Origin of the sequence: Streptococcus oralis, from assembly GCF_026782125.1 — a bacterium.
Classification (GTDB): Bacteria; Bacillota; Bacilli; order Lactobacillales; family Streptococcaceae; genus Streptococcus; species Streptococcus oralis_CE.
In genome coordinates this window covers 255,112-279,607 of the sequence record NZ_JAKUVY010000002.1, presented here as the reverse complement: position 1 = coordinate 279,607, position 24,496 = coordinate 255,112, and the positions used below count along the sequence as shown (strand labels likewise).

The 24,496-nt window shown below is 39.6% G+C and carries 18 protein-coding genes, 1 tRNA gene and 1 riboswitch; of the genes, 14 read left to right on the top strand and 5 right to left on the bottom strand.

Annotation, left to right across the window (positions count from 1 at the left end):
- The first annotated feature begins 29 nt into the window (after positions 1-29).
- From MK385_RS02835 to MK385_RS02820, 4 genes are all read left to right on the top strand, one after another.
- Complete coding sequence (locus MK385_RS02835; RefSeq protein WP_268725230.1) at positions 30-2,495, top strand: pneumococcal-type histidine triad protein; 2,466 nt, start codon at positions 30-32, stop codon at positions 2,493-2,495.
- Between the two features lie 157 nt (positions 2,496-2,652).
- A complete protein-coding gene (locus tag MK385_RS02830; RefSeq protein WP_268725229.1) occupies positions 2,653-5,166 on the top strand; it encodes a pneumococcal-type histidine triad protein in 2,514 nt (837 codons plus the stop codon).
- Positions 5,167-5,360: 194 nt separating this feature from the next.
- On the top strand, positions 5,361-6,278 hold the full coding sequence (locus tag MK385_RS02825) for a metal ABC transporter substrate-binding protein (protein ID WP_268725228.1): 918 nt from the start codon (positions 5,361-5,363) through the stop codon (positions 6,276-6,278).
- A 7-nt stretch (positions 6,279-6,285) separates the two neighbouring features.
- Entirely contained in the window at positions 6,286-9,339 is a 3,054-nt protein-coding gene (locus MK385_RS02820) for a pneumococcal-type histidine triad protein (RefSeq protein ID WP_268725227.1), read from the top strand.
- A 36-nt stretch (positions 9,340-9,375) separates the two neighbouring features.
- On the opposite strand, the gene pepT is transcribed toward MK385_RS02820, so the two are convergent.
- The gene (pepT, locus tag MK385_RS02815; protein WP_268725226.1) at positions 9,376-10,599 is read right to left on the bottom strand and encodes a peptidase T; all 1,224 of its coding nucleotides are present in this window, start codon (positions 10,597-10,599) and stop codon (positions 9,376-9,378) included.
- Between the two features lie 358 nt (positions 10,600-10,957).
- On the opposite strand from pepT, the gene pitA reads away from it, so the two are divergent.
- The 6 genes from pitA to hemH all read left to right on the top strand — a co-directional run bounded on the left by pitA (position 10,958) and on the right by hemH (position 18,458).
- On the top strand, positions 10,958-13,507 hold the full coding sequence (gene pitA, locus MK385_RS02810; RefSeq protein ID WP_268725225.1) for a PI-2 pilus tip adhesin PitA: 2,550 nt from the start codon (positions 10,958-10,960) through the stop codon (positions 13,505-13,507).
- Positions 13,507-14,058, top strand: a complete 552-nt coding sequence (sipA, locus tag MK385_RS02805) for a PI-2 pilus system signal peptidase SipA (protein WP_049484416.1) — start codon at positions 13,507-13,509, stop codon at positions 14,056-14,058. The genes pitA and sipA overlap by 1 nt, the downstream gene beginning before the upstream one ends.
- Positions 14,058-15,323 (top strand): DUF7601 domain-containing protein, encoded by a 1,266-nt coding sequence (locus MK385_RS02800; protein ID WP_042768054.1) that lies wholly within the window; start codon positions 14,058-14,060, stop codon positions 15,321-15,323. Before sipA ends, MK385_RS02800 begins: the two co-directional genes overlap by 1 nt.
- A 16-nt stretch (positions 15,324-15,339) precedes the next feature.
- A complete protein-coding gene (gene srtB / locus MK385_RS02795) occupies positions 15,340-16,338 on the top strand; it encodes a class B sortase (RefSeq protein WP_268725224.1) in 999 nt (332 codons plus the stop codon).
- An 81-nt stretch (positions 16,339-16,419) separates the two neighbouring features.
- Positions 16,420-17,286: a class B sortase gene (gene srtB, locus MK385_RS02790; protein ID WP_268725282.1), complete on the top strand. Its 867-nt coding sequence runs from the start codon at positions 16,420-16,422 to the stop codon at positions 17,284-17,286.
- 77 nt (positions 17,287-17,363) lie between these two features.
- Positions 17,364-18,458 (top strand): ferrochelatase, encoded by a 1,095-nt coding sequence (gene hemH / locus MK385_RS02785; RefSeq protein ID WP_268725223.1) that lies wholly within the window; start codon positions 17,364-17,366, stop codon positions 18,456-18,458.
- 41 nt (positions 18,459-18,499) lie between these two features.
- Here hemH and mscL read toward each other — a convergent pair whose 3' ends face one another.
- On the bottom strand, positions 18,500-18,880 hold the full coding sequence (gene mscL / locus MK385_RS02780) for a large conductance mechanosensitive channel protein MscL (RefSeq protein WP_268725281.1): 381 nt from the start codon (positions 18,878-18,880) through the stop codon (positions 18,500-18,502).
- Between the two features lie 79 nt (positions 18,881-18,959).
- Entirely contained in the window at positions 18,960-19,397 is a 438-nt protein-coding gene (locus MK385_RS02775; protein WP_268725280.1) for a GtrA family protein, read from the bottom strand.
- A 28-nt stretch (positions 19,398-19,425) separates the two neighbouring features.
- Positions 19,426-19,522, top strand: a riboswitch (PreQ1 riboswitch).
- On the opposite strand from MK385_RS02775, the gene MK385_RS02770 reads away from it, so the two are divergent.
- The 4 genes from MK385_RS02770 to dapA all read left to right on the top strand — a co-directional run bounded on the left by MK385_RS02770 (position 19,520) and on the right by dapA (position 22,665).
- Positions 19,520-20,029, top strand: coding sequence for a QueT transporter family protein (locus MK385_RS02770; protein WP_268725222.1), 510 nt, complete (start codon positions 19,520-19,522; stop codon positions 20,027-20,029). (Overlaps the previous riboswitch by 3 nt.)
- Before the next feature lie 105 nt (positions 20,030-20,134).
- Positions 20,135-20,207: transfer RNA gene (locus tag MK385_RS02765), tRNA-Thr, on the top strand.
- Between the two features lie 389 nt (positions 20,208-20,596).
- The gene (locus MK385_RS02760; protein ID WP_093585460.1) at positions 20,597-21,673 is read left to right on the top strand and encodes an aspartate-semialdehyde dehydrogenase; all 1,077 of its coding nucleotides are present in this window, start codon (positions 20,597-20,599) and stop codon (positions 21,671-21,673) included.
- A 56-nt stretch (positions 21,674-21,729) separates the two neighbouring features.
- Positions 21,730-22,665 (top strand): 4-hydroxy-tetrahydrodipicolinate synthase, encoded by a 936-nt coding sequence (dapA, locus tag MK385_RS02755; protein WP_042768060.1) that lies wholly within the window; start codon positions 21,730-21,732, stop codon positions 22,663-22,665.
- Between the two features lie 46 nt (positions 22,666-22,711).
- On the opposite strand, the gene mnmE is transcribed toward dapA, so the two are convergent.
- The gene (gene mnmE, locus MK385_RS02750) at positions 22,712-24,085 is read right to left on the bottom strand and encodes a tRNA uridine-5-carboxymethylaminomethyl(34) synthesis GTPase MnmE (protein ID WP_268725221.1); all 1,374 of its coding nucleotides are present in this window, start codon (positions 24,083-24,085) and stop codon (positions 22,712-22,714) included.
- A gap of 122 nt (positions 24,086-24,207) precedes the next feature.
- Positions 24,208-24,390 (bottom strand): 4-oxalocrotonate tautomerase, encoded by a 183-nt coding sequence (locus MK385_RS02745; RefSeq protein WP_268725220.1) that lies wholly within the window; start codon positions 24,388-24,390, stop codon positions 24,208-24,210.
- Positions 24,391-24,496: the final 106 nt, after the last annotated feature.

Here is a 24,496-nt window from a genome sequence, read left to right as displayed (position 1 = left end):
TAGAAATATCAAATAGAAAGAGAGTTTCGATGAAAGTTAATAAAAAATACCTTGCTGGTTCTGCGGCAGCTTTAATTTTAAGTGTTTGCTCTTACGAGTTGGGACTGTATCAAGCTCAAACTGTAAAAGAAAATAATCGTGTTTCCTATATAGATGGAAAACAAGCAGCACAAAAAACAGAGAATCTGACTCCTGATGAGGTCAGTAAAAAAGAAGGTATTAATGCCGAACAAATCGTCATCAAGATAACAGACCAAGGCTATGTCACTTCACATGGAGACCACTATCATTATTACAATGGTAAGGTCCCTTATGATGCTATCATCAGTGAAGAGTTGCTGATGAAGGATTCAAACTACCAGCTAAAGGACGAGGATATTATCAGTGAAATCAAGGGTGGTTATGTTATTAAGGTAGATGGAAAATACTATGTTTACCTTAAGGATGCAGCCCATGCAGATAATGTCCGTACAAAAGAAGAAATTAATCGACAAAAACAAGAGCATAGTCAGCATCGTGAAGGTGGGACTCCAAGAAACGATGGTGCTGTTGCCTTGGCACGTTCGCAAGGACGTTATACTACAGATGATGGTTATATCTTTAATGCTTCTGATATCATAGAGGATACTGGTGATGCTTATATCGTTCCTCATGGCGACCATTTCCATTACATTCCTAAGAGTGACTTGTCTGCCAGTGAATTAGCTGCTGCTCGAGCCTTCTTATCTGGTAAAGGTAGCCAATCAAATACGCCTACTTATAGCCGTACCAATAACAACAGTACCAGCAGCGATGTAGATAGATGGATTCCATCCTATAATAATCAAGGCAGTGGCTATACGAACAGGAACACATCTAACAACAGCAGTGACGATAGCAAAGCAAGTCAAAGTGATGAGGGTATTGATAGCCTTCTAAAACAACTTTATGCCTTGCCACTCAGTCAACGACACGTGGAATCTGATGGCCTTGTCTTTGATCCGGCGCAGATTACAAGTCGAACAGCTAGAGGAGTTGCTGTACCTCATGGTGACCATTACCATTTTATCCCTTACGAACAAATGTCTGAATTGGAAGAACGAATCGCTCGCGTCATCCCACTTCGCTATCGTTCAAACCATTGGGTGCCGGATTCAAGACCAGAAGAACCAAGTCCACAACCGACTCCGGAACCTAGTCCAAGCCCGCAACCTGCACCAAATCTTAAAATAGACTCAAATTCTTCTTTGGTTAGTCAGCTGGTACGAAAAGTTGGGGAAGGATATGTATTCGAAGAAAAGGGCATCTCTCGTTATGTCTTTGCGAAAGATTTACCATCTGAAACTGTTAAAAATCTTGAAAGCAAGTTATCAAAACAAGAGAGTGTTTCACATACTTTAACTGCTAAAAAAGAAAATGTCGCTCCTCGTGACCAAGAATTCTATGATAAAGCATATAATTTATTGGCCGAGGCTCATAAAGCCTTGTCTGAAAATAAGGGTCGTACTTCTGATTTCCAAGCCTTAGACAAATTAGCAGAACGCTTGAATGATGAATCTTCTAATAAAGGAAAATTAGTAGATGATTTATTGGCATTCCTAGCACCCATTACCCATCCAGAGCGACTTGGCAAGCCAAATTCTCAGATTGAGTATACTGAAGACGAAGTTCGTATTGCTCAATTAGTTGATAAGTATACAACGTCAGATGGTTACATTTTTGACGAACATGATATAATCAGTGATGAAGGAGATGCATATGTAACGCCTCATATGAGCCATAGTCACTGGATTGGAAAAGACAGCCTTTCTGATAAGGAAAAAGTTGCAGCTCAAGCCTATACTAAAGAAAAAGGTATCCTACCTCCATCTTCAGACGCAGATGTTCAAGCAAATCCAACTGGAGATAGTGCAGCAGCTATTTACAATCGTGTGAAAGGGGAAAAACGAATTCCACTCGTTCGACTTCCATATATGGTTGAGCATACAGTTGAGGTTAAAAACGGTAATTTGATTATTCCTCATAAGGATCATTACCATAACATTAAATTTGCTTGGTTTGATGATCACACATACAAGGCTCCAAATGGCTATACCTTGGAAGATTTGTTTGCGACGATTAAGTACTACGTAGAACACCCTGACGAACGTCCACATTCTAATGATGGATGGGGCAATGCCAGTGAGCATGTGTTAGGCAAGAAAGACCACAGTGAAGATCCAAATAAGAACTTCAAAGCGGATGAAGAGCCAGTAGAGGAAACACCTGCTGAGCCAGAAGTCCCTCAAGTAGAGACTGAAAAAGTAGAAGCCAAACTCAAAGAAGCAGAAATTTTGCTTGCGAAAGTAACGGATTCTAGTCTGAAAGCCAATGCAACAGAAACTCTAGCTGGTTTACGAAATAATTTGACTCTTCAAACTATGGATAATAATGGTATCATGGCAGAAGCAGAAAAATTACTTGCGTTGTTAAAAGGAAGTAATCCTTCATCTGTAAGTAAGGAAAAAATAAACTAATGAAAAATGAAAGTCTCGATAAAGAGGCTTTCATTTTTATTATGTGGATATGTAAAATTCTTGACAAGCAATATTAAAAAGAGTAAACTATTAACTAGTTAATTAACTGGTTTATTATTTTATAGTGAATCAAATATACTTAAGAAAAGAGGAAAGAATGAAAATCAATAAAAAATATCTAGCTGGGTCAGTAGCTACACTTGTTTTAAGTGTCTGTGCTTATGAACTAGGTTTGCATCAAGCTCAAACTGTAAAAGAAAATAACCGTGTTTCATACATCGATGGCAACCAACCAAGCCAAAAGGCAGAGACTTTGACACCTGATGAAATCAGTAAAAAAGAAGGTATTAATGCCGAGCAAATTGTTATCAAGATTACGAATCAAGGTTATGTGACTTCCCATGGAGACCATTATCATTACTATAATGGCAAGGTTCCTTATGATGCTATTATCAGTGAAGAACTGCTGATGAAAGATCCGAATTATCAGTTGAAGGATTCAGACATTGTCAATGAAATCAAGGGTGGTTATGTGATTAAGGTAGACGGGAAATACTATGTTTACCTGAAAGATGCGGCTCATGCTGATAATGTTCGCTCAAAAGAAGAAATTACTCGTCAGAAGCAAGAACATAGTAGTAATCACGGAGGTGGAACTAACGATAAAGCGGTAGTTGCTGCCAGAGCTCAAGGACGCTATACAACAGATGATGGTTATATCTTTAATGCATCTGATATCATCGAAGATACGGGCGATGCTTATATTGTTCCTCATGGTAATCACTTCCACTATATTCCTAAGAGTGACTTGTCTGCCAGTGAATTAGCTGCTGCTCGAGCCTTCTTATCTGGTAAAGGTAGCCAATCAAATACGCCTACTTATAGCCGTACCAATAACAACAGTACCAGCAGCGATGTAGATAGATGGATTCCATCCTATAATAATCAAGGCAGTGGCTATACGAACAGGAACACATCTAACAACAGTAGCGACAATAGTCAAGCAAGTCAAAGTGATGACATTGATAGTCTTTTGAAACAGCTCTACAAACTGCCTTTGAGCCAACGACACGTAGAATCTGATGGCCTTATCTTTGATCCGGCACAGATTACAAGTCGAACAGCTAGAGGAGTTGCTGTCCCTCATGGTGACCATTACCATTTCATCCCTTACGAACAAATGTCTGAATTGGAAGACCGAATTGCTCGTATTATTCCCCTTCGTTATCGTTCAAATCATTGGGTACCAGATTCAAGACCAGAAGAACCAAGTCCCCAGCCGACTCCGGAACCAAGTCCAAGCCCGCAACCTACACCAAATCCTCAACCAGCTCCAAGCAATCCAGTTGATGAAAAATTGGTTAAACAGGCGGTTCGAAAAGTAGGCGATGGCTATGTATTTGAGGAGAATGGAATCTCACGTTATACTCCTGCCAAGGAACTTTCAGCAGAAACAGCAGCAGCCATTGATAGTAAACTAGCCAAGCAAGAAAGTTTGTCTCATAAACTCGGAGCTAAGAAAACCAACCTCCCATCTGGTGATCGAGGATTTTACAATAAGGCTTATGATTTACTAGCAAGAGTTCATCAAGACTTACTTGATAATAAAGGTCGACAAGTTGATTTTGAGGCTTTGGATAAACTCTTGGAACGTCTCAATGATGTCTCAAGCGATAAAGTTAAGTTAGTGGATGATATTCTTGCCTTCCTAGTACCGATTCGTCATCCAGAACGTTTAGGAAAACCGAATGCGCAAATTGCTTATACTGATGATGAGATTCAAGTAGCCAAGTTGGCAGGTAAGTATACAACAGAAGACGGTTATATCTTTGATCCTCGTGATATCACAAGTGATGAGGGGGATGCCTATGTAACTCCACATATGACCCATAGTCATTGGATTAAGAAAGATAGTTTGTCTGAAGCTGAAAGAGCGGCAGCCCAGGCTTATGCTAAAGAGAAAGGTTTGACCCCTCCTTCGACAGACCATCAGGATTCAGGAAATACGGAGGCTAAAGGAGCAGAAGCTATCTACAATCGCGTGAAAGCAGCCAAGAAGGTACCGCTTGATCGTATGCCTTACAATCTCCAACACACTGTGGAAGTCAAAAACGGAAGCTTGATTATACCTCATTATGACCATTACCATAACATCAAATTTGAGTGGTTTGACGAAGGTCTTTATGAGGCTCCTAAGGGCTATACTCTAGAGGATCTCTTTGCGACTGTCAAGTACTATGTCGAACATCCAAACGAACGTCCGCATTCAGATAGTGGTTGGGGAAATGCAAGTGACCATGTTCAAAGAAACCAAAATGGTCAAGCAGATAACAATCATACGGAAAAACCATCAGTAGAGAAACCTCGTACAGAAAAACCTGAGGAAGAAAAACCTCAGAGTGAGAAACCAGAGTCTCCAAAACCAACTGAGGAGCCAGAAGAAGAATCGCCAGAGGAACAAGAAGAACCTCAGGTTGAAACTGAAAAGGTTGAAGAAAAATTGAGAGAGGCTGAAGATTTACTTGAAAAAATACAGGATCCAATTATCAAGTCTAATGCTAAAGAAACTCTCACAGGATTAAAGAATAACTTGCTATTTGGCTCCCAGGACAACAATACTATTATGGCAGAAGCTGAAAAATTATTGGCTTTGTTAAGGAAGAGTAAGTAGTCGTAGCAACATTTTCTAACTCCTAAAACAGGATAGGAGAGCTAGAAAAGATAAAATCAAAAATGAGAGCAGAATGTGAGTTCTAGTTCTCATTTTTTTCATGAAAATGTGCAAAATAACTTGACATATAGGGTAAATAAAGATAAACTATTTACTAGTTAATTAAATGGTTAAATACTAGTTAAGGAGTAATGATGAAAAAAAGAACAATCCTATTATTGATGGCCAGTTTGTTGGCTCTTGTCTTAGGAGCATGTAGCCAAAAAGAAAAACAAGAAGCAAAAGGGATGAAGATTGTCACAAGTTTTTACCCAGTCTATGCCATGGTCAAAGAGGTATCAGGTGACTTGAATGATGTTCGGATGATTCAGTCAAGTAGTGGAATTCACTCATATGAACCTTCAGCGAATGACATTGCTGCTATTTATGACGCGGATGTATTTGTCTACCACTCGCATACACTGGAGTCTTGGGCGGGAAGTCTGGATCCTAACTTGAAAAACTCAAAAGTTAAAGTTTTGGAAGCTTCTGAAGGGATGACCTTGGAGCGTGTACCGGGATTAGAAGATGTAGAATCTGGTGACGGTATTGATGAAAAAACACTCTACGACCCGCACACTTGGTTAGATCCAGAAAAAGCAGGCGAAGAGGCACAGATTATTGCGGACAAACTTTCGGAGCTTGATAGTGCCAATAAGGAAACTTATCAAAAGAATGCCAAAGACTTTATCGCTAAAGCTCAAGAATTAAGCAAGAAATACCAACCTATTTTTGAAAAAGCGAGTCAAAAAACATTTGTTACACAACACACAGCCTTTTCTTACCTGGCTAAACGCTTTGGTTTGAAACAACTTGGGATTGCAGGAATTTCCCCTGAACAAGAGCCGAGTCCGAGACAGTTGACAGAAATCCAAGAATTTGTTAAAACATACAAGGTTAAAACCATCTTTACTGAGAGCAATGCTTCTTCTAAAGTTGCTGAAACCTTGGTCAAATCAACAGGAGTTAGTCTGAAAACACTGAATCCTTTGGAAGCAGATCCTGAGAATGACAAAACTTACTTAGAAAACCTAGAAGAAAATATAAATGTTCTTGCAGAAGAATTAAAATGAGGAGATTATGAAAATTAAGAAAAAGTATCTTGCGGCGGGATCGGCTTTAGTCCTTTCCCTAAGTCTTTGCATCTATGCATTGAACCAACACCAGGTAGAAGGAAACAAAGATAATAATCGTGTGTCTTATGTCGATGGGAAGCAAGACTCTCAAAAAACAGAGACCCAGACACCAAATCAAGTTAGCAAAAAAGAAGATATTCAGGCAGAACAAATTGTCGTGAAAATTACCGATCAAGGTTATGTGACATCGCACGGTGATCATTTCCATTATTACAATGGTAAAGTTCCTTTTGACGCGATTTTCAGCGAAGAACTGTTGATGAAAGATGCAAATTATCAACTCAAAGACGCTGATATTGTCAATGAAATCAAAGGTGGCTACATTATCAAGGTGGATGGGAAGTATTATGTTTACCTTAAGGATGCGGCACATGCAGATAACGTTCGTACGAAGGACGAAATTGAACGCCAAAAACAAGGTCATACACACGATGCATCAACTTCTAACAGTGCAGTGACACTTGCACGATCACAAGGACGCTATACTACCGATGATGGCTACATCTTTAATCCATCTGATATTATAGAGGATACTGGTGATGCTTATATCGTTCCTCACGGAGGACATTACCACTATATTCCAAAGAGTTCCTTGTCTGCTAGCGAATTAGCAGCTGCTCAAGCCTTCCTCTCTGGAAGTAGAAAACAACCGAGTGTGACTGACCATCGTCCAAGTCAAAATGGAACCAGTCAAACCACTAATCCTAGTCAACAAACCGAAACACCAAGCAAACCAGAAGAGAGCCTTCAGAGTCTATTGCAGCAACTCTATGCTCTTCCAAGTAATCAACGTTATGCTGAATCAGATGGCTTGATTTTTGACCCTGCTAAGATTTCAAGTAGAACACCAAGTGGCGTAGCGATTCCTCATGGAAATCACTATCATTTCATTCCGTATACAAAGCTTTCTGCTTTGGAAGAAAAGATTGCGCGTATGATTCCTCTTGCTAGCGACAGTGGGCAACCAGCACCTTTGGAAAAACCAAGCAAACCCGTAGAACATCCTGGGCAGCAAGACCATCATCATGACCAAGACGGTGACCATGGAAGTCAGGATACAAACCATGAAGATCATGACCACGATGGAGAGAACCATGACCATCATCATGACGAAGAACATGATCATGACTTTGCAGCTGAACGCGTTATCAGTGAGGATGAGCAAGGTTTTGTAGTTTCTCACGGAGATCACGCTCATTATTTCTTTAAGAAGGACTTGACTGATGCTCAAATTAAAGCTGCCCAAAACCACTTGAAAGAAAATCATCAGTCTGAGCCTGTTCAACCACTTGCCAAGACTGTGGAAAGTTTCTCAAGAGATGCTAGCGATGAAGAAAAAATCAAGTATATCTCACAGACCTACGGAGTACCGCTCGAAGCGATTCGTATTTCAAATGGATTCTTTGTCTTTGGAAATCCGGATCAAGCCTATGATCCAACCCATATCCATCCCTATGCTGTTCGAAAAGAACATGTTCGTATTCCTCTCCAAACTGGGAATCCAGAACTTGATTTCCTAAATGAACTTTATACAACTGCCCTACGTGATGGGGTGTCTCCTTATAGTTTACAGGTAGAAAGTGGTAGTTTTGTGATTCCTCACGGAGACCACAATCACTACATTAAGGTTCAGACTAAGGGCTATGAAGTAGCTTTGAAAAATAAGATTCCGGCCCTACAATCGACCTATCAACCTGGAGCATTTGATGAACAAACAGTTCTATCTAAGGTGGATCAACTTTTAGCAGATAGCAGAAGTCTCTACAAAGACCAGCCTATCATTCAGAGACGGGTTGAACTTGCTTTGGGTCAATTTATCGAGAACATGAAAAAATTAGCGACCAATTCAACTGCTGGTTACCTAGCAGCCTTGGATCTCTTTGATAAGCAATATATCCATGTGGATCAAAGTGTGTCTCCAGTTGAAACATCACCTTTGGATAAGAAATACCAAGCTCTAGTAGATAAGATCAATACACTGGATACAGATACTTATGGCTTGCCTAAGAAAGATCTTTTGGTACATTTGCAGGAAGCAAAACTAGCACAGGATGAGACAGAGTTGGATGCCATTGAAGCGAAACTTCAAGCCTTGCAAGATTTCCGTGATCGTACAGGAGTCACAACGGTAGAGTACATCAAGTACTTCTACGAACATGTATCTGATGGTCGTCTTAGAGAGGAACTTCGTAATCGTGTTGCCAAGCTGACTTGGGAACTTTACCAGTCACAATCTTTCCTCAAAGCAACCGACTTAAACAAGTTATTCCCAACTATTTACCAAACTAAGCTAGAAGTAGAAGAAGCTCTCAAAGAAGAACCAGTTTCTACAAAAGCTGTCAAAACCATTCTGGATACGGAAAAAGTGGACAGTCAAACTGCTAAGACAGCCATCTATGAATTCCTAAAAGAACTCTACGGTGATTTTATGCCAGAAGAGCGGGTTAGCAAGGTCAAGAAGGAAGAAGTGGATGCTCTCCTATCCAAAGTCGTTCAACTTCTAGCGCGTGTCAAGGAAGATGGTGTCAAACAATCCCTAGCTGAAGAAGCAGCTAATATCAAAGCGGCTGCTGAAAAGGAAAATGCAGACCTTGATGAAGCTAAAACACAACTTGAGGATCTTTTAAATCGTATTGCAGCGACTATCCAACGAGAGGAAAAAGAAGCAGAAAAAGATCCACAAACGGTGATCATCTACCAAAAACTATATAATGTCTTGCTCTCTCTTCACAAGTACTTAGAGGATAACAAAGGATCCGATGTTGACTTTGAACGTGTTGATGCTCTATTTGATCAACTCGCAGCTAAAAGTAGTGATAAAGAAGGTCTCCTCACTCTAGCTAAAGAGATTATTAGCTTGAACCAAGAACTTCGTTCAAAAGCAAGTGAAACTGACAGCCAATCTAAGTCTGAGAAAGGCAGTGAAACAAATGCTTCTCAAGCAAGCGAAAAGCAAGAGAAAAGTGAGTCTGAGCCAAGTACTCAACCAAACGAATAAAAAGAAAGACGAAGTAGCTGAGCTACCTCGTCTTTTTTAGTCTTTATAAGATACAATGCCAATGATGGTATCTACTGCGCGCTCCATAGTCTGAAGGCTGACGTATTCAAAACGTCCATGCATGTTTTCACCACCTGCAAAGATATTCGGAGTTGGAATTCCCATAAAGGAAATCTTAGAACCATCTGTTCCACCACGAATCGGTTCAATGATTGGCGTGATTCCCAGATCTTCCATTACGGCTTTGGCAATGGTAACGGGCGTCATATCTTTCTCGATGACTTCTTTCATATTGTAGTACTGGTCAGTGAGAGTGAGTGTAATGCGATCATTCCCAAGCTCTTGATTCATCTTATCAGCTATGGCTTGCATAGCTGCTTTACGTGCTTCAAAGGCATCTTTTTCAAAATCACGGATGATATAGCTTGCACGCGTCTCCTCGACACTACCCGATACATCCATAAGATGATAGAAACCTTGGTAGCCATCTGTCAGTTCAGGTCGATCATTCTCAGGAAGTTGATTATGAAAATCAATCGCTAACTGAAGAGCATTGACCATCTGTCCTTTGGCAGTACCAGGGTGGACATTACGCCCTTGGAAGTGGAGTTCAGCAGCAGCTGCTGAGAAAGTCTCGTACTGAAGCTCCCCTAGTGGTCCACCATCAACAGTATAGGCAAAGTCAACATCAAAATCTTCTGCATCAAATTTATTAGCACCAACACCGATTTCTTCATCTGGTCCAAAACCAACTCGAATCTCACAGTGTTTGATTTCAGGATGAGCAGTCAGGTATTCGATGGCAGTCATAATCTCAGCAATCCCTGACTTGTCATCAGCACCCAGCAAGGTCGTGCCATCAGTTGTGATAAGCGTTTGGCCTGGATATTTCTCAAGACTCTTAAAGTCAGCTGGATCGAGTTTAAATCCAGAATCACCCAAGTCGATAACTCCACCGTCGTAGTTTTTGATGACTTGCGGATTAACTCCCTCAGCATTAAAGTCAGCGGTATCCATGTGGGAGATGAAGCCAATCTTACGTGTTAAAGACGGATCGTTAGCTGGTAAGGTCCCAATAGCAAAACCATTTGGAAGGTAGTAAACATTTTGCAGACCGACACGTTTCATTTCAGGAATAAGAACATTGGTCGCAAAATCTACCTGGCTTTGCGTACTTGGAGTAGTAGTAGAGTGTTCATCAGAACGCGTATTGACCTTAACGTAAGTCAAGAAACGATCTAAAAGGTTCGGATAAGTCATAAAAACTCCTTTAACAATCATAAAATAGAATGCAAACTTCGGAAAAAGCCTCATTCTGAAAATTTCATGAATTTTGAAAAAATATAATAATTCAAATTCAATACACTTTCAAATGAAATCTTGGATATTTTAGAATAAAATATATGCATTGATATTTTATGAGATTTTTTTATTCTTTTTTCATTTTACCATAGAATAGTTTGAAAGACAAAGAAGAATCATACTCTTTTATTAATTAATATAATATAAAATTAATCATATTAATTGACACTGCGTGAACTTTATTGTACAATTGTTTTGTAAATGTCCTAGATTGATATAGTAATAATTTAAGTACATTCTAGTTAAGGAGAATAAAATGAACATTCGCTTCGATTTTAAGAAAGTTCGAATTACTGTACGCCGTTTAGTTACACTGTCAGCTCTTCTCTTTTTGTGTGCTCCGATAAGTCTGTTAAATGCAGATTCTACTACTGAACCTCAGACAAGCTTACATAAAACGATTACTCCGATATCAGGGGAGGATGACAAGTATGAATTGTCATTGGATATAACGTCCGCACTTGGTGCTGAGATACAGTCAGATCCTCTAGATGTCGTGCTTGTAGCAGATTTATCTGGAAGTATGACATATCAGGATGTAAAATCCTCTAATGGAGCTGTGATTAGTAGGCTACAAGCTCTGAAAAATACACTCCAAGGTGAAAACGGTCGCCGTGGTTTGATAGACACAATCCTTTCAAACTCTAACAATCGTTTATCAATTGTTGGATTTGCTGGGAAAATAGATAACCTACGTTACGATAATTATTATCAATGGCCAGCTTGGGCGGGTTACTTTTCCGGTATATCCCCTCATGACGATGCTAAGACAGTCTTGAACTGGAGTAATGATATTCAAGGAGCTAAAAGCATGGTTTCTAGAATGTCTGTTGATAATAGTGGTGATTCGATTGGTTATGAAAGAGGAATAGGTACAGGTACTAATATTGGTGCAGGACTTCAGTCAGCAACAGAATTACTTCAGTCAGCTAGAACAAGTGCAAAAAAGGTTGTTATTCTTTTGTCAGATGGTTTTGCGAACATGTACTACGATACTAGAGGCTATACGATCTACAATTGGAGCAATAATGATGGTGTAACAGAAATAGCTCCATCGTGGTATCAAACCAATCTAAACACGTTTACTGAAACAGTTTCTGGTTATCTTGCTCCCAAGATTGATGGATTTTATTCTATCAAATTCCGCTACTCTAATAGTACAGATAGTATTTCTAAACTAAAAGAGTACATTGGTAGTTATAATTCTTCCATTCCAAACGAAATATTATCCGCTAACAATGAAAGGGAATTGAGGGAACAATTTAAGGAAATCACCAAGAAAATCCTTCCTCTAGGTGTTCACCATGTGACGATCAAGGATGTTTTGTCCAAATATGTTCAACTTCTTCCCAATAACAGTTCAAATATTCGAATTGTAAAAATCGAAAACGATAAACAGGAAACCTTGGGATCAGATAAGGTTACGCTGGAAACAAGGAAGAATGAAAATAGTCTGGTCGAAGTAACAGCAAAATTTAATCCTAACTACATTCTTGATGATAGTGTGAAGTACGCCCTCAAATTCACTGTTACATCAAGTCAAGAAGCCTTAGATGCTATTGCTGGTGATAAAAAACTAGAGGCTGGTGATGCTGAGGGATCTGATGTCAATAAACTCTACTCCAATAAAGGTGCCAGTGTCACTTATTCTTATGGAATCGGTACTACTCAAACCAAGACTAAAGAATACACTGACAACCCAACCTTTAAGCCTTCAGATCCATTAACGGTACCAGTGGAAGTTAAGTGGGAAGGTGTTAATGGAAGTAGCAAAGTTACAGCTAATCAACCTAAGGCTTTAGATTTTAAATTAATTCAAAAGAGCAAGAGTGGTGGAACTGACAAGAATGAATACAGAAAAACTAGTGTTGGAGTAAAAGCAGGTGAGCTAAGTGAAACTTCCAATTTTGAAAAAGTAGCTAAGGGTTATCAATATGATCTTATAGCTCCTGATGTTCCCGGTTTTACTAAGGAAGTAAAAAAAGAAGGAACAGACCAATCGCCAACCTTTAAAGTATTTTATCGTCAATTACCTAGTTTGACGATAAGAAAGATATTAGTCCCTGAAGATACATCGAATAAGAGTTTTAATATTAACATCGAGCTAACTGATAAAGAACGAAATCCTATAAATGGCACTTTTGGTGATATCAAAGTTATTAATGGACGTGCTCAAATACCATTAACACATAATGCCGAAAAATCTCTAAAATATCTCCCGTATGGCACTCATTACAAGGTTGAAGAAGAAGCGGCATCAACGAACGGTTACCACGTTACATATGAAAATCAAGAGGGTGATCTGAATAAAGACGAAACCAGCACTGTTGCGAATCACAAGCTTCCAAGTTTATCCGTTACAAAAAAGGTTACTGGGGTATTTGCCAATCTATTAAAATCCTTCAAGATTACCATTAACATAAGGGATGCTCAGGACAGCCCACTGAATGGAACCTATAATGCAACGGTGAATAATAAAAGAACCCCTCTGCAATTTACGAATGGTCGAGCGTCTATTGATCTCAACAAAGATCAAACAATAAAAATTGATGGACTTCCACTCGGTAGCCATTTCACCATTGAAGAAGAAGCCAGCTCTTCTCGAGGTTATCAGGTTTCCTATGAAAACAAAGAGGGAACTCTTGATTCAGATAAGGCTGCAACAGTCACTAACAATAAAAATAGCGTACCTGAAACCGGAATTGACTTCCTCAGCAGTACACTCATGTTAGGAATAATCCTTCCGCTAGGAGGAATCTTCTTTACAATCCTACTCGGATATCTAGTGGTACATAGGAGAAAATAATGCTACTTAAAAAGAAACATAAGAAAACAGTAACACAAGTCAATCGGGATAAGTCTCCGCCGAGTGTATGGGGAGATATACTCTACTTAGTCAGTAAGCTTCTGATGGTTGGGTTTGTACTGGCCACCCTTTACTTTTTTGTCTTTGGACTATTGAGATACAATGACGATGGCATGAAGCCAGCCTTAAAGGATGGCGACTTAGTTGTCTACTATAGGTTGGATAAACGCTATTCGATTGGTGATCTGCTCGTCTATAGTTATAAGGGCAAGGAAAGAGTGGCGCGTGTCATAGCAACTGAAGGAAGTACGATCGATATAAACGAAAATGGTCTCATCATCAACGGTTCTCCTCAACAAGAGCAGGATATCTACAAAGAAACGCTGCTCTATAAGGAAGGGGCTACCTTCCCAATGAAAGTCCCAGCAGGACAACTCTTTGTCCTCGGAGACAATCGAACAACGGCTGTAGACAGTCGTGCTTTTGGAAGCATTCCTATACAGGATACCCATGGCAAGGTGGTAACAGTCCTAAGGCGACGGGGCTTTTGATGACAATTTATGAAAAAAGAAATTTAAAAATAAAAGGAATAATCATGAAAAAAACATTTTTGAAAAAATTAGTTACTGCAAGTATTGCAGCTGTAACCGCCTTGTCGGTCTTTAGAGGAGTGCCAACATTTGCGGATGATAATGATGTGGCAACTGCCAAAGCAAATGGTGAAACAAGTGCAAAAGTTTCTATTAATAAGGTATTGAATATTGCGGAAGGAATTACAACACCTGAAGCAACCTTTACATTTACTTTCACCCCTAAAACTGGTACATCATCAAATGGTGCACCTTATGAAACAATTGATTCTACTAATGGTCAAATTACAGATAAAAATGTATCTTATTCTGGAACAGACGTTTTAACAACTGGCCAAACTAGCATTAAGAAAGAAACTGGCGATATTTTTAGAGAAGTGAACTATACACATGCTGGAGAATATGTTTACACTGTTGCTGAAAAACAAAATGTTGGTTGGAAAGTTATTCAAAAAAATGGTTCACCTATTGATTCTATGACATACGATAATCGCAACTATGAAATGCATGTCATTGTTAAGAACAAAACTACAGGAGGAACATATATTTCTTCTGTGTATTTTAAACAAGTCACTCCAAGTGTGAATGGTAAAGTAAAACCATCTGAAAGTGGAACTACTTACAAATATGATCTTTTCACTAACATTTATCGTAAAAATGCTGGTAAAATTACAGATCCAAATGAACCAAACCCTAATAAACCAAATGTTTCAAAAGTTGACCCAAATGCTAAATCTTTAGTAATTAAAAAAGTTGTATCAGGTGCTACTGCAGATAAATCAAAAGATTTCACTTTCAAGCTTACTTTTACCAAAGCATCTACAGAAACTTCACAATCCATCACTGGAAAAATCGGTGAAACCTCAAAAACATTTGTCTATGGTCAAGAAACAACTATAACACTACGCCACGATCAATCTTTGGTGTTTGACACAATTCCTGCAGGTACTCGTTATAAATTGGTTGAAACTGGATCTCAGGGATACACAGCTTCAGCAGCTTATAAGGAGAATGGAGCTTCGAAAACCCAAGCTGGTGCAGTTTCTACAAATTTCACTCAAGATAGTATCCTTGTTGGTGAAAAACCAAACGACAACACTATCACAAATAACTTGCCAGACGTTACCCCTACTGGTCTCTTGATTGACAACCTTCCTTTCATCTTGATGATTGGTCTTGGTTTGGCTGGATTTGTTGTTTTGTCTAAAAAACGCAGACAAGCTTAAGCAACTGGTTTGACCGATGAAAATCAAGCGTGAGAAACCAAAAAGGAGTTTGTCTAGGCGCATGGTCCTTGCTGTAGATGCATTGATGAATCATATCTTGCTCCTCTTGGCGGCCTTAGTCTTTCTCTTTGGTTTCTACGCCCTTTGGGATTCCAATCAGGTTTATTCTCAGGCTTCATCAAGTGAGTATGAGGCCTATAGACCAGTGAGTACTACTGAGAAAGATGAGCTTGCTAGTTTTTCTGGCTTTCACAAGCTACAGCAAGTCAATCCAGAGGTTCTCGGCTGGATCAATGTCTATGGCACCAATATCGACTATCCCTTAGTCCAAGCCAAAGACAATGAAAAATACCTGAACAAGGACTCCAAGGGAGAATTTGCAGCTACAGGAGCTATTTTCCTTGAGGCTCGAAATGAATCCAAGTTCGAAGACTTTAATACCATCATCTACGGACACCATGTAGAAAATGGGGTTATGTTTGGAGATGTAGCAAAGTTTTCTGATAAGGAATTTTTTGATCAGCATCGTTACGGTAGTATTTACTATAATGGTGTTGAAAAAGGTCTTGAGATCTTTGAGATGCTTGAGGTGGACGCCTATGACTTTAACATCTACGATCCAGGTATTAATGGGGATGATCGGCGCCAAGAATATATCGATCACTTACTCTCGGTTGCCATCCACAAACGAGACATTACACTGGGGCCAAATGACCATATCATCCTCCTCAGTACCTGTTTCCTAGATGTTACAAATGGTAGACATATCGTAGTTGCCAAGATTACGGATACGGTTCCAAAGAACACCTTCCATACGAAAAAATCAAAACCATTCCCTTATAGTGTCTTTGATGATTCGTCGCTCGGACGATTTCTCGCATCAATTCCTTTGTGGATATGGTACATCATCTTATTTATCTTGCTCTTGTTATTGATCTTCTTGCTCATCATCCTCTACTTGATCTTGCGTCGTAGAAGAGAAGCAAAAGAAGGAGCAGATACCATTACTGACTAAACTACTGATAAAAGAGAAAGGGACAGTCTCTCTTGCTCTTTTATTTTCAAGGCTAGAAAGGAGAAAGAAGTGAATATTAAAATGTCTACGAGTCGCAAAGTCATAAAAATCATTCTATCCCTTTTTTTAGCTTTATTCTGTCTTTTTACCGGTGATAGGGTCCATGCGAGCGACTACGATCATTATAATCCCATTGAAAAAGATGCCAGCAGTACTGGTTTTGAAACCCTGCAGCACTTGAATAAGGATGTTTGTGGTTGGATTAGCCTTGATGGAACCAAGGTAGACTATCCTCTCTTGCAGAGTCAGGATAATGTTAAATACCTTGATCGAAATGCCTTTGGTGATTATACTGTGTCGGGGTCTATTTTTCTAGACTATCGTTTTAACCCTAACTTTACCGACTTTAACACCATCATATACGGTCACTCTATGGCCTCTGGTGCCATGTTTGGTGAGATACAAAAGTTTGCGGATCAAGAGTTTTTTGAAAATCACCGTTATGGCTCTATCTATTATAACGGTCGTGAACGAGGGCTTGAGATTTTTGGGATTTTAGAAGTGGATGCTTATGACACGGAGATTTATCGAACCCTGAGTTCCAATGACGAGGAACATCAGGCTTACTATCAGTATCTGTTAAGCAAAGCCAAATACAAGCGAGATGTTTCCTTGACTTCAACGGATAAGATTGTTTTATTAAGCACTTGTTTCCTTAACATAACTAATGGACGACATATCCTTTTAGCTAAAATAACGGATGCGCCGGTAAAAGTAGCACAAGATAAGAGTGGGGAAGCAGTAGGAACACGGTATTTCGATCACGGAATTCCCAGCCATTGGATTTACATCCTAGCCTTTCTACTCCTTATTATCGTCCTCTTACTTCTTATCCTCATCATCCTAATCATGAGACGAGATAAAAAGACTAAAGACAAAAAGAAATAGTAGACGTCGGAAGCGTTTACTATTTTTTTCTTTCATGATAGAATAGATAGTGAAAATAATAACATAAGGATGATAACATGAAAAAAGCAATATTAATGATGACCTTTGGATCTCCAGAGGAGATTAGTTTTGAAGGAGTAGCAGAATTCTTTACAAACATTCGTCGTGGAGTTAGACCCCAAGACCACGAGATTCAGACTCTCTATGACAACTATGTCCTTATCGGTGGGACGCCCTTGCAGCGGATTACAAGGGAAGAAGTTGCTTTAGTAAGAGAACGTTTAGGCGAGGAGTACGGTATCTACTTTGCCAACAAATTTTCTCGTCCCTTTATTCCAGACGTGATCAAGCAGATGGAAGCTGATGGTGTTGAAGAAAGTATCTGCTTGATTTTGGAACCTCATTATTCTTTTTACTCAGTCATGGGGTATGAAAAGTTTCTGGAAAGCCAGCAGATCCGATTTTTAGTAATTAAGGACTGGTATCAACAACAGGCTTTGTTGGACTTTTGGACAGATGAGATTAGAAAAATTTTACGAAATGAGGTGGGAGAAGAGTCCTTCAAGGTAATCTTTTCAGCCCACAGTGTTCCCATTTTTGCCTTAGACTATGGAGATCCATATATCGATCAGATTTTCGATAATAGCAAGCTAATCGCTGAGCAACTCGACCTAACAGCCGACCAGTATACCAATACTTGGCAGAGCGAAAGCGATATTGGAATCCCTTGGATCAAGCCAGATGTCTTAGAATATTTACGAGAACAAAAGCAACATCCCGAGCATTATATTTTTGTCCCGATTAGTTTTATCAGTGAGCACATCGAAGTCTTGTTCGATAATGATGTGGAATGTTATGAGTTGTGTCAAGAATTAGGTGTCACCTATCATCGCCCACCTATGCCCAATACGGATAGCCGTTTAATTGACGCTTTAGTTGCTACTGTAAGAGCCAATGAACACAAAGAATTCAAAGCTTTTCTCCCAGAAGAAGAAACTTTTGATGAGTTAGCTCCTTCAGCAACTACCAGGGACATCATGGAGGAGACAGACGATCTTCAGATGCCAGAATTTGTCAAAAAACTTATTGAGAAAAAAGGTCGTGAAAATGTGAAGATGCCTTACTTGATTAAGAAAATGCTCGAAAAGGCTGGGAAGTTACCAAAAGAGTAAAGAAAAAAGGATTTAGCTTTAAGCTAGACCCTTTATTTGTCTTATTTTTTCTCAAGAAGAGCTTTGATTTCTTGAAGAACTTCGAGTTCAGTTGGAGCAGCAGGTGCTTCGTCAACCACTTCCTCTTTCTTGCGAAGGTTTTGCGCTTTTTCAATACCTTTAATAACAAAGAAGAGAACTGTACCCACAACGAGGAAGTTGATAACAGCGCTCAAGAATTTACCATATGTAACACCATTCCATGCAAGCTCAGCGATGTTTTGTACTTTCGCAGCTTCCAAGGCTGGGTTCAATAGTAGTGGAGTGATGATATCATTAACAAATGAAGTAACGATAGCACCAAAAGCAGAGGCAATGATCACACCGACAGCAAGGTCAACGACATTACCACGAAGCAAGAATTCTTTAAGATCCTTTAACATTTTCATAAATTCCTTTCCTAATTTTCTAATTTATTATATCCTAAATTGTGACAAAAAGCAACTTGAACGCTCAAAGTGCTCAGTTACCCCCTTTAAAAATATAGATTTTACTGAAAATATAGTTTAAAATGATGATCAAAATTTGTGCTAGGATAGTTTCAATCATATTAACCCTATCTATATTATATTCAACAAACTGGCCAATAACATCAGGAAAGGTTGTAACAAAGATATAAGTTAAAAGAAGGTCCAGTCCAAGAGTAGAGAGACGGGCTAAGAAAAATTTAACTAGTCGCATTGGCCAATTCTTCCTCTCTTGTTTAAAAACAAATGTATCATTAGTGATAAAGGCAAAAAGAATACCGATAATATTTGCCAGTGCAGTGGCTAGAATTTCCTGGTGGCTGATATGGTAAATAACCAAACGTGATAAAATAGAAACAAGAGTAGTAGCACCACCAAAAAATAGGTAGGAGAGGATTTCGCTATCAAAAAAAGTTTTTATTAGTTTTTTCATAATTTTAGTATAGCATAAAGTCATATATTGTGCTATACTGGTAAGGTTGATTCACTCAACCCTTGGTGCTTAGCTTCTTTCACCAAGCATATTTTACGCGGGAAACCGTTAAAGGAGAAAACATGAAAAAATTAACTGTTCGTGACATGGCAGACATCGCTATTGTTGCTGCTATTTATGTAGTTTTGACTATTACGCCACCAATCAATGTTCTTAGTTTTGGGGTGTATCAGTTCCGCATTTCAGAAATGTTGAATTTCTTGGCATTTTACAATCCTAAATACATCATCGGTGTGACGATTGGTTGTATGATTGCTAATTTCTTTAGTTTTGGCATAATTGATGTCTTTGTCGGTGGAGGTTCTACCTTAGTTTTCCTTAGTCTAGGTGTATGGCTCTTTGCAAGATACAGCAAAGATTACCTCTTTAACGGATTGATTCGAAAAGATCATTTCTTCTTTTCAATCATCTTCTCCATTTCAATGATTACCATTGCAGCTGAACTTCATATCTTGACAGAAGCTCCCTTCTTTTTCACATGGTTCTCTACTGGAATTGGTGAGTTTGCATCACTTATAGTGGGAGCGATTTTGATTGGTAAACTGGGACAGCGAATCGATCTAACAAAATAAGAAGTTTATAAGCTAGATTCTTGCTAAATCTAGCTTTTTTCATTCTAGAAAATTAAAAGAGAGCGCTTGACAAGAACATAGAACTATAGTATACTTTTTAGGTAAGCTGATTTAGCTCAGTTGGCAGAGCGCATCCATGGTAAGGATGAGGTCGCCGGTTCAATCCCGGCAATTAGCATTAAATAGATAGAAAAACCCTTATTTACAAGGGTTTTTGTTATGTCTACCCAAAATTTTTCAAAGATTTTTCTTATGCACCTGTATAAATGAAGCAAAGAGTTTTGGCTGTTGACAAAAGTGGCTCTATCTAGTAGAATAGTAGATGCGATGAGTCGATAGGTAGTCTTCGGACTACTATTGAGCATAAGGAGGTCATAACGCAGGAGCGGACCTTGATGAGTTGTGTGAACCTACTCATCACATGAAGATGCCTCTTAGTCCCTGGTCAATGACTAGGGATTTTTAATTTTCAGAAAATATAACCCAAAAATGCTTTTCAATTTCTGGAAAAAGTAGTATAATACATCTATTATAGAAATTTTTAGAAAATTCCGAAAGAGGTTATTTATGGGATATACAGTTGCTGTAGTTGGCGCGACAGGTGCTGTCGGAGCTCAGATGATAAAAATGTTGGAAGAATCAACACTTCCAATCGATAAAATTCGTTACCTTGCTTCTGCACGTTCAGCAGGCAAGACTTTGAAATTTAAGGACCAAGATATTACGATTGAAGAAACGACTGAGACAGCTTTTGAGGGTGTTGATATTGCACTCTTCTCAGCAGGCGGTTCGACATCAGCTAAGTATGCACCATACGCAGTTCAAGCTGGAGCGGTAGTAGTAGATAATACATCTTATTTCCGCCAAAATCCAGACGTACCATTGGTTGTCCCAGAGGTCAATGCTCACGCACTTGATGCCCACAACGGGATTATTGCTTGCCCTAACTGTTCAACAATCCAAATGATGGTGGCTCTTGAACCGGTTCGTCAAAAATGGGGCTTGGACCGTATCATCGTTTCAACTTACCAAGCAGTCTCTGGTGCAGGTATGGGAGCGATTCTTGAAACACAACGTGAACTTCGTGAAGTCTTGAATGACGGTGTTAATCCACGTGATTTGCATGCGGAAATCTTACCTTCAGGTGGTGACAAAAAACACTATCCTATCGCCTTTAATGCTCTTCCACAAATCGATGTCTTCACTGACAACGATTACACTTACGAAGAGATGAAGATGACTAAGGAAACTAAGAAAATCATGGAAGATGATAGCATCGCAGTGTCTGCAACATGTGTGCGTATTCCAGTCTTGTCAGCTCACTCTGAGTCAGTTTATATCGAAACAAAAGAAGTGGCTCCAATCGAAGAAGTGAAAGCAGCTATTTCAGCCTTCCCAGGTGCTGTTCTTGAAGATGACGTAGCTCATCAAATCTATCCTCAAGCTATCAACGCTGTTGGCTCACGTGATACCTTTGTCGGTCGTATCCGTAAAGACTTGGATGCTGAAAAAGGAATCCACATGTGGGTTGTTTCAGATAACCTTCTCAAAGGTGCTGCTTGGAATTCAGTTCAAATCGCAGAAACGCTTCACGAACGTGGATTGGTTCGTCCAACAGCGGAATTGAAATTTGAATTAAAATAGTCATATCGTTTAGGAGTTCAGATGAACTCCTTCTTTGAAATAGAGAGGTGTTTCTCATGTCTTATCAAGATTTAAAAGAGTGTAAAATCATCACGGCCTTTATTACCCCTTTCCATGAGGATGGTTCTATCAACTTTGATGCTATTCCAGCCTTGATTGAGCATTTGTTGGCCCATCATACAGATGGCATTCTTCTAGCTGGAACGACTGCTGAGAGTCCAACTTTGACTCACGATGAAGAGTTGGAACTCTTTGCGGCTGTACAAAAGATTGTCAATGGACGCGTTCCTTTGATTGCGGGTGTAGGTACCAATGATACACGTGACTCGATCGAATTTGTCAAAGAAGTCGCAGACTTTGGTGGCTTCGCTGCTGGACTTGCGATCGTACCGTACTACAACAAACCTTCTCAAGAAGGGATGTACCAGCACTTTAAAGCTATTGCAGATGCATCAGATTTACCTATTATCATCTATAACATTCCAGGACGTGTGGTTGTCGAATTAACTCCAGAAACCATGCTTCGTTTGGCTGACCATCCAAATATCATTGGTGTAAAAGAATGTACCAGCTTGGCTAATATGGCTTACTTGATTGAGCACAAGCCAGAAGAGTTCTTGATTTATACAGGTGAAGATGGAGATGCCTTCCATGCCATGAACCTTGGTGCGGATGGGGTTATTTCTGTTGCCTCTCATACAAATGGGGACGAAATGCACGAAATGTTTACTGCCATTGCAGAAAGCGACATGAAGAAAGCTGCAGCTATTCAGCGTAAATTCATCCCTAAGGTCAATGCTCTCTTCTCTTATCCAAGTCCTGCTCCTGTCAAGGCCGTTCTTAACTATATGGGATTTGAAGCTGGACCAACTCGTCTACCTCTCGTTCCAGCACCAGAAAAAGATGCAAAACGCATTATCAAAGTTGTCGTAGATGGTGACTACGAAGCAACTAAAGCAACTGTAACTGGTGTTTTAAGACCGGATTACTAATAACTACAATAAAATCCATGACCGAATGAACGATCATGGATTTTTCTTATTTTCCTAAACAGAATTGACTAAAGAGTTGGGTAATGAGTTCATCTGGTGCGGCATCTCCAGTGATTTCTCCGAGGATTTCCCAAGTACGAGTCAAGTCAACTTGAAGCAAGTCAACTGGCATCCCCAGTTCCAGACCTTCATTAACTGCTTGTAGGCTTTCAACGGCCTTCTCAATCAAGGAAATGTGACGGGCGTTGGACAAGTAAGTAGCATCTTGCTCGACCAAACCAGCATTTTCAAAGAAGAGGTTGTTGATGCGTTCTTCAATCTTATCGATATTTTGGTTTTTAAGAACTGAAATACGGATGACATCTTCAGGTAGTTCCGAAGTTTCAATCGCTTCAGACAGGTCAGTTTTATTAAGTAGAATAATGCGATTGGTATCCTGACTGATTTCTAAGAGTTGTCTGTCTTGTGCTGTTAGTGGCTCACTAGCGTTTAAGACAAGAAGTACCAAGTCAGCTTCCTTGAGGGCTTTTCTCGAACGCTCGACACCGATTTGTTCAACGATATCATCTGTTTCACGAATTCCAGCTGTATCAATTAATTTGAGAGGAACCCCGTTAATGTTGACGTATTCTTCGATGACATCACGGGTGGTACCAGCGATGTCTGTTACGATGGCCTTTTCTTCACGCAAGAGGTTGTTGAGGAGGCTGGATTTCCCAACGTTGGGACGACCGATGATAGCAGTTGAAATTCCTTCGCGGAGGATTTTCCCACGACGTGCAGTTTTTAGAAGATTGGTCAAGAGTTGTTCAAACTCCATAGTTTTCTCACGGACGACTGCAGTAGTGGCTTCTTCAACATCGTCATACTCAGGATAGTCGATATTGACCTCTACTTGGGCAAGCGTATTGAGGATTTCTTGGCGAGTATTATTAATGAGGTCAGAAAGAGAACCGTCCAATTGTTTGACTGCAATATTCATGGCCTTGTCTGTCTTGGCACGGATGATGTCCATCACCGCCTCAGCCTGAGTCAAATCCACACGACCGTTTAGAAAGGCACGCTTGGTAAATTCACCAGGTTCTGCCAACCGAGCTCCTTCACGGATAGCTAGCTGGAGAATTTCATTGGTCACTGCAATCCCACCATGGGTGTTAATTTCGATAATATCTTCACGAGTGAAGGTTCTTGGAGACTTCATGGCTCCAACCATAACCTCGTCCATAACTTTGCCAGTTTGAGGATCAACGATGTGACCGTAGTTAAGAGTATGGCTGGCAACCTTGCTTAAGTCTTTGCCTTTAAAAATCTTTTGCGCAATAGCAAAACTATCTGTTCCGCTCAAACGAACAATACCAATGGCTCCTTCACCTAGTGGAGTAGAGATAGCAGCGATAGTATCAAATTCACGTGTAATCATACTAATTCCTTTTGTATTTCTTTTCTTAAAACATCTCTTCAAATTGTAACAAATTTAGCTTATTTCTTCAATGGAAGCTACTTGGAGATTGAAAAAGCCTAAGCAATTCTGCTTAAGCTAGCTTATTTGGTGCGCATTTCCCCTTGTGGGAAGTAAGTTCCTTCAGACATGTCGTTGATGATGACATGAACGGCAGATTGAGGTGCTCCAGTATTACGGACAACAGCTTCCGTTATTTCCTTAGCAAGAGCTTTCTTTTGCTCGAGCGTGCGACCTTCAAATAAATCGATGCGTACAAATGGCATAATAGCTTCCTCCAGTAGTTTTTGATTTCTTCTATTTTACCACATTTTGCCGTTTAAAGCTTCAGAAAATTATGATATACTAGAATGTAGCAAAAATTTAGAAATG

What these genes read in the sequence shown, in the direction of transcription:
- MK385_RS02835 (WP_268725230.1), top strand. Translation starts at nt 30, where the DNA reads ATGAAAGTTAATAAAAAATACCTTGCTGGTTCTGCGGCAGCTTTAATT.
- MK385_RS02825 (WP_268725228.1), top strand. Translation starts at nt 5,361, where the DNA reads ATGAAAAAAAGAACAATCCTATTATTGATGGCCAGTTTGTTGGCTCTT.
- pepT (WP_268725226.1), bottom strand. Translation starts at nt 10,599, where the DNA reads ATGACTTATCCGAACCTTTTAGATCGTTTCTTGACTTACGTTAAGGTC.
- hemH (WP_268725223.1), top strand. Translation starts at nt 17,364, where the DNA reads ATGAAAAAAGCAATATTAATGATGACCTTTGGATCTCCAGAGGAGATT.
- sipA (WP_049484416.1), top strand. Translation starts at nt 13,507, where the DNA reads ATGCTACTTAAAAAGAAACATAAGAAAACAGTAACACAAGTCAATCGG.
- srtB (WP_268725224.1), top strand. Translation starts at nt 15,340, where the DNA reads ATGAAAATCAAGCGTGAGAAACCAAAAAGGAGTTTGTCTAGGCGCATG.
- mscL (WP_268725281.1), bottom strand. Translation starts at nt 18,880, where the DNA reads ATGTTAAAGGATCTTAAAGAATTCTTGCTTCGTGGTAATGTCGTTGAC.
- MK385_RS02820 (WP_268725227.1), top strand. Translation starts at nt 6,286, where the DNA reads ATGAAAATTAAGAAAAAGTATCTTGCGGCGGGATCGGCTTTAGTCCTT.
- mnmE (WP_268725221.1), bottom strand. Translation starts at nt 24,085, where the DNA reads ATGATTACACGTGAATTTGATACTATCGCTGCTATCTCTACTCCACTA.
- MK385_RS02760 (WP_093585460.1), top strand. Translation starts at nt 20,597, where the DNA reads ATGGGATATACAGTTGCTGTAGTTGGCGCGACAGGTGCTGTCGGAGCT.
- MK385_RS02745 (WP_268725220.1), bottom strand. Translation starts at nt 24,390, where the DNA reads ATGCCATTTGTACGCATCGATTTATTTGAAGGTCGCACGCTCGAGCAA.
- MK385_RS02770 (WP_268725222.1), top strand. Translation starts at nt 19,520, where the DNA reads ATGAAAAAATTAACTGTTCGTGACATGGCAGACATCGCTATTGTTGCT.
- MK385_RS02800 (WP_042768054.1), top strand. Translation starts at nt 14,058, where the DNA reads ATGACAATTTATGAAAAAAGAAATTTAAAAATAAAAGGAATAATCATG.
- pitA (WP_268725225.1), top strand. Translation starts at nt 10,958, where the DNA reads ATGAACATTCGCTTCGATTTTAAGAAAGTTCGAATTACTGTACGCCGT.
- MK385_RS02775 (WP_268725280.1), bottom strand. Translation starts at nt 19,397, where the DNA reads ATGAAAAAACTAATAAAAACTTTTTTTGATAGCGAAATCCTCTCCTAC.
- srtB (WP_268725282.1), top strand. Translation starts at nt 16,420, where the DNA reads ATGTCTACGAGTCGCAAAGTCATAAAAATCATTCTATCCCTTTTTTTA.
- dapA (WP_042768060.1), top strand. Translation starts at nt 21,730, where the DNA reads ATGTCTTATCAAGATTTAAAAGAGTGTAAAATCATCACGGCCTTTATT.
- MK385_RS02830 (WP_268725229.1), top strand. Translation starts at nt 2,653, where the DNA reads ATGAAAATCAATAAAAAATATCTAGCTGGGTCAGTAGCTACACTTGTT.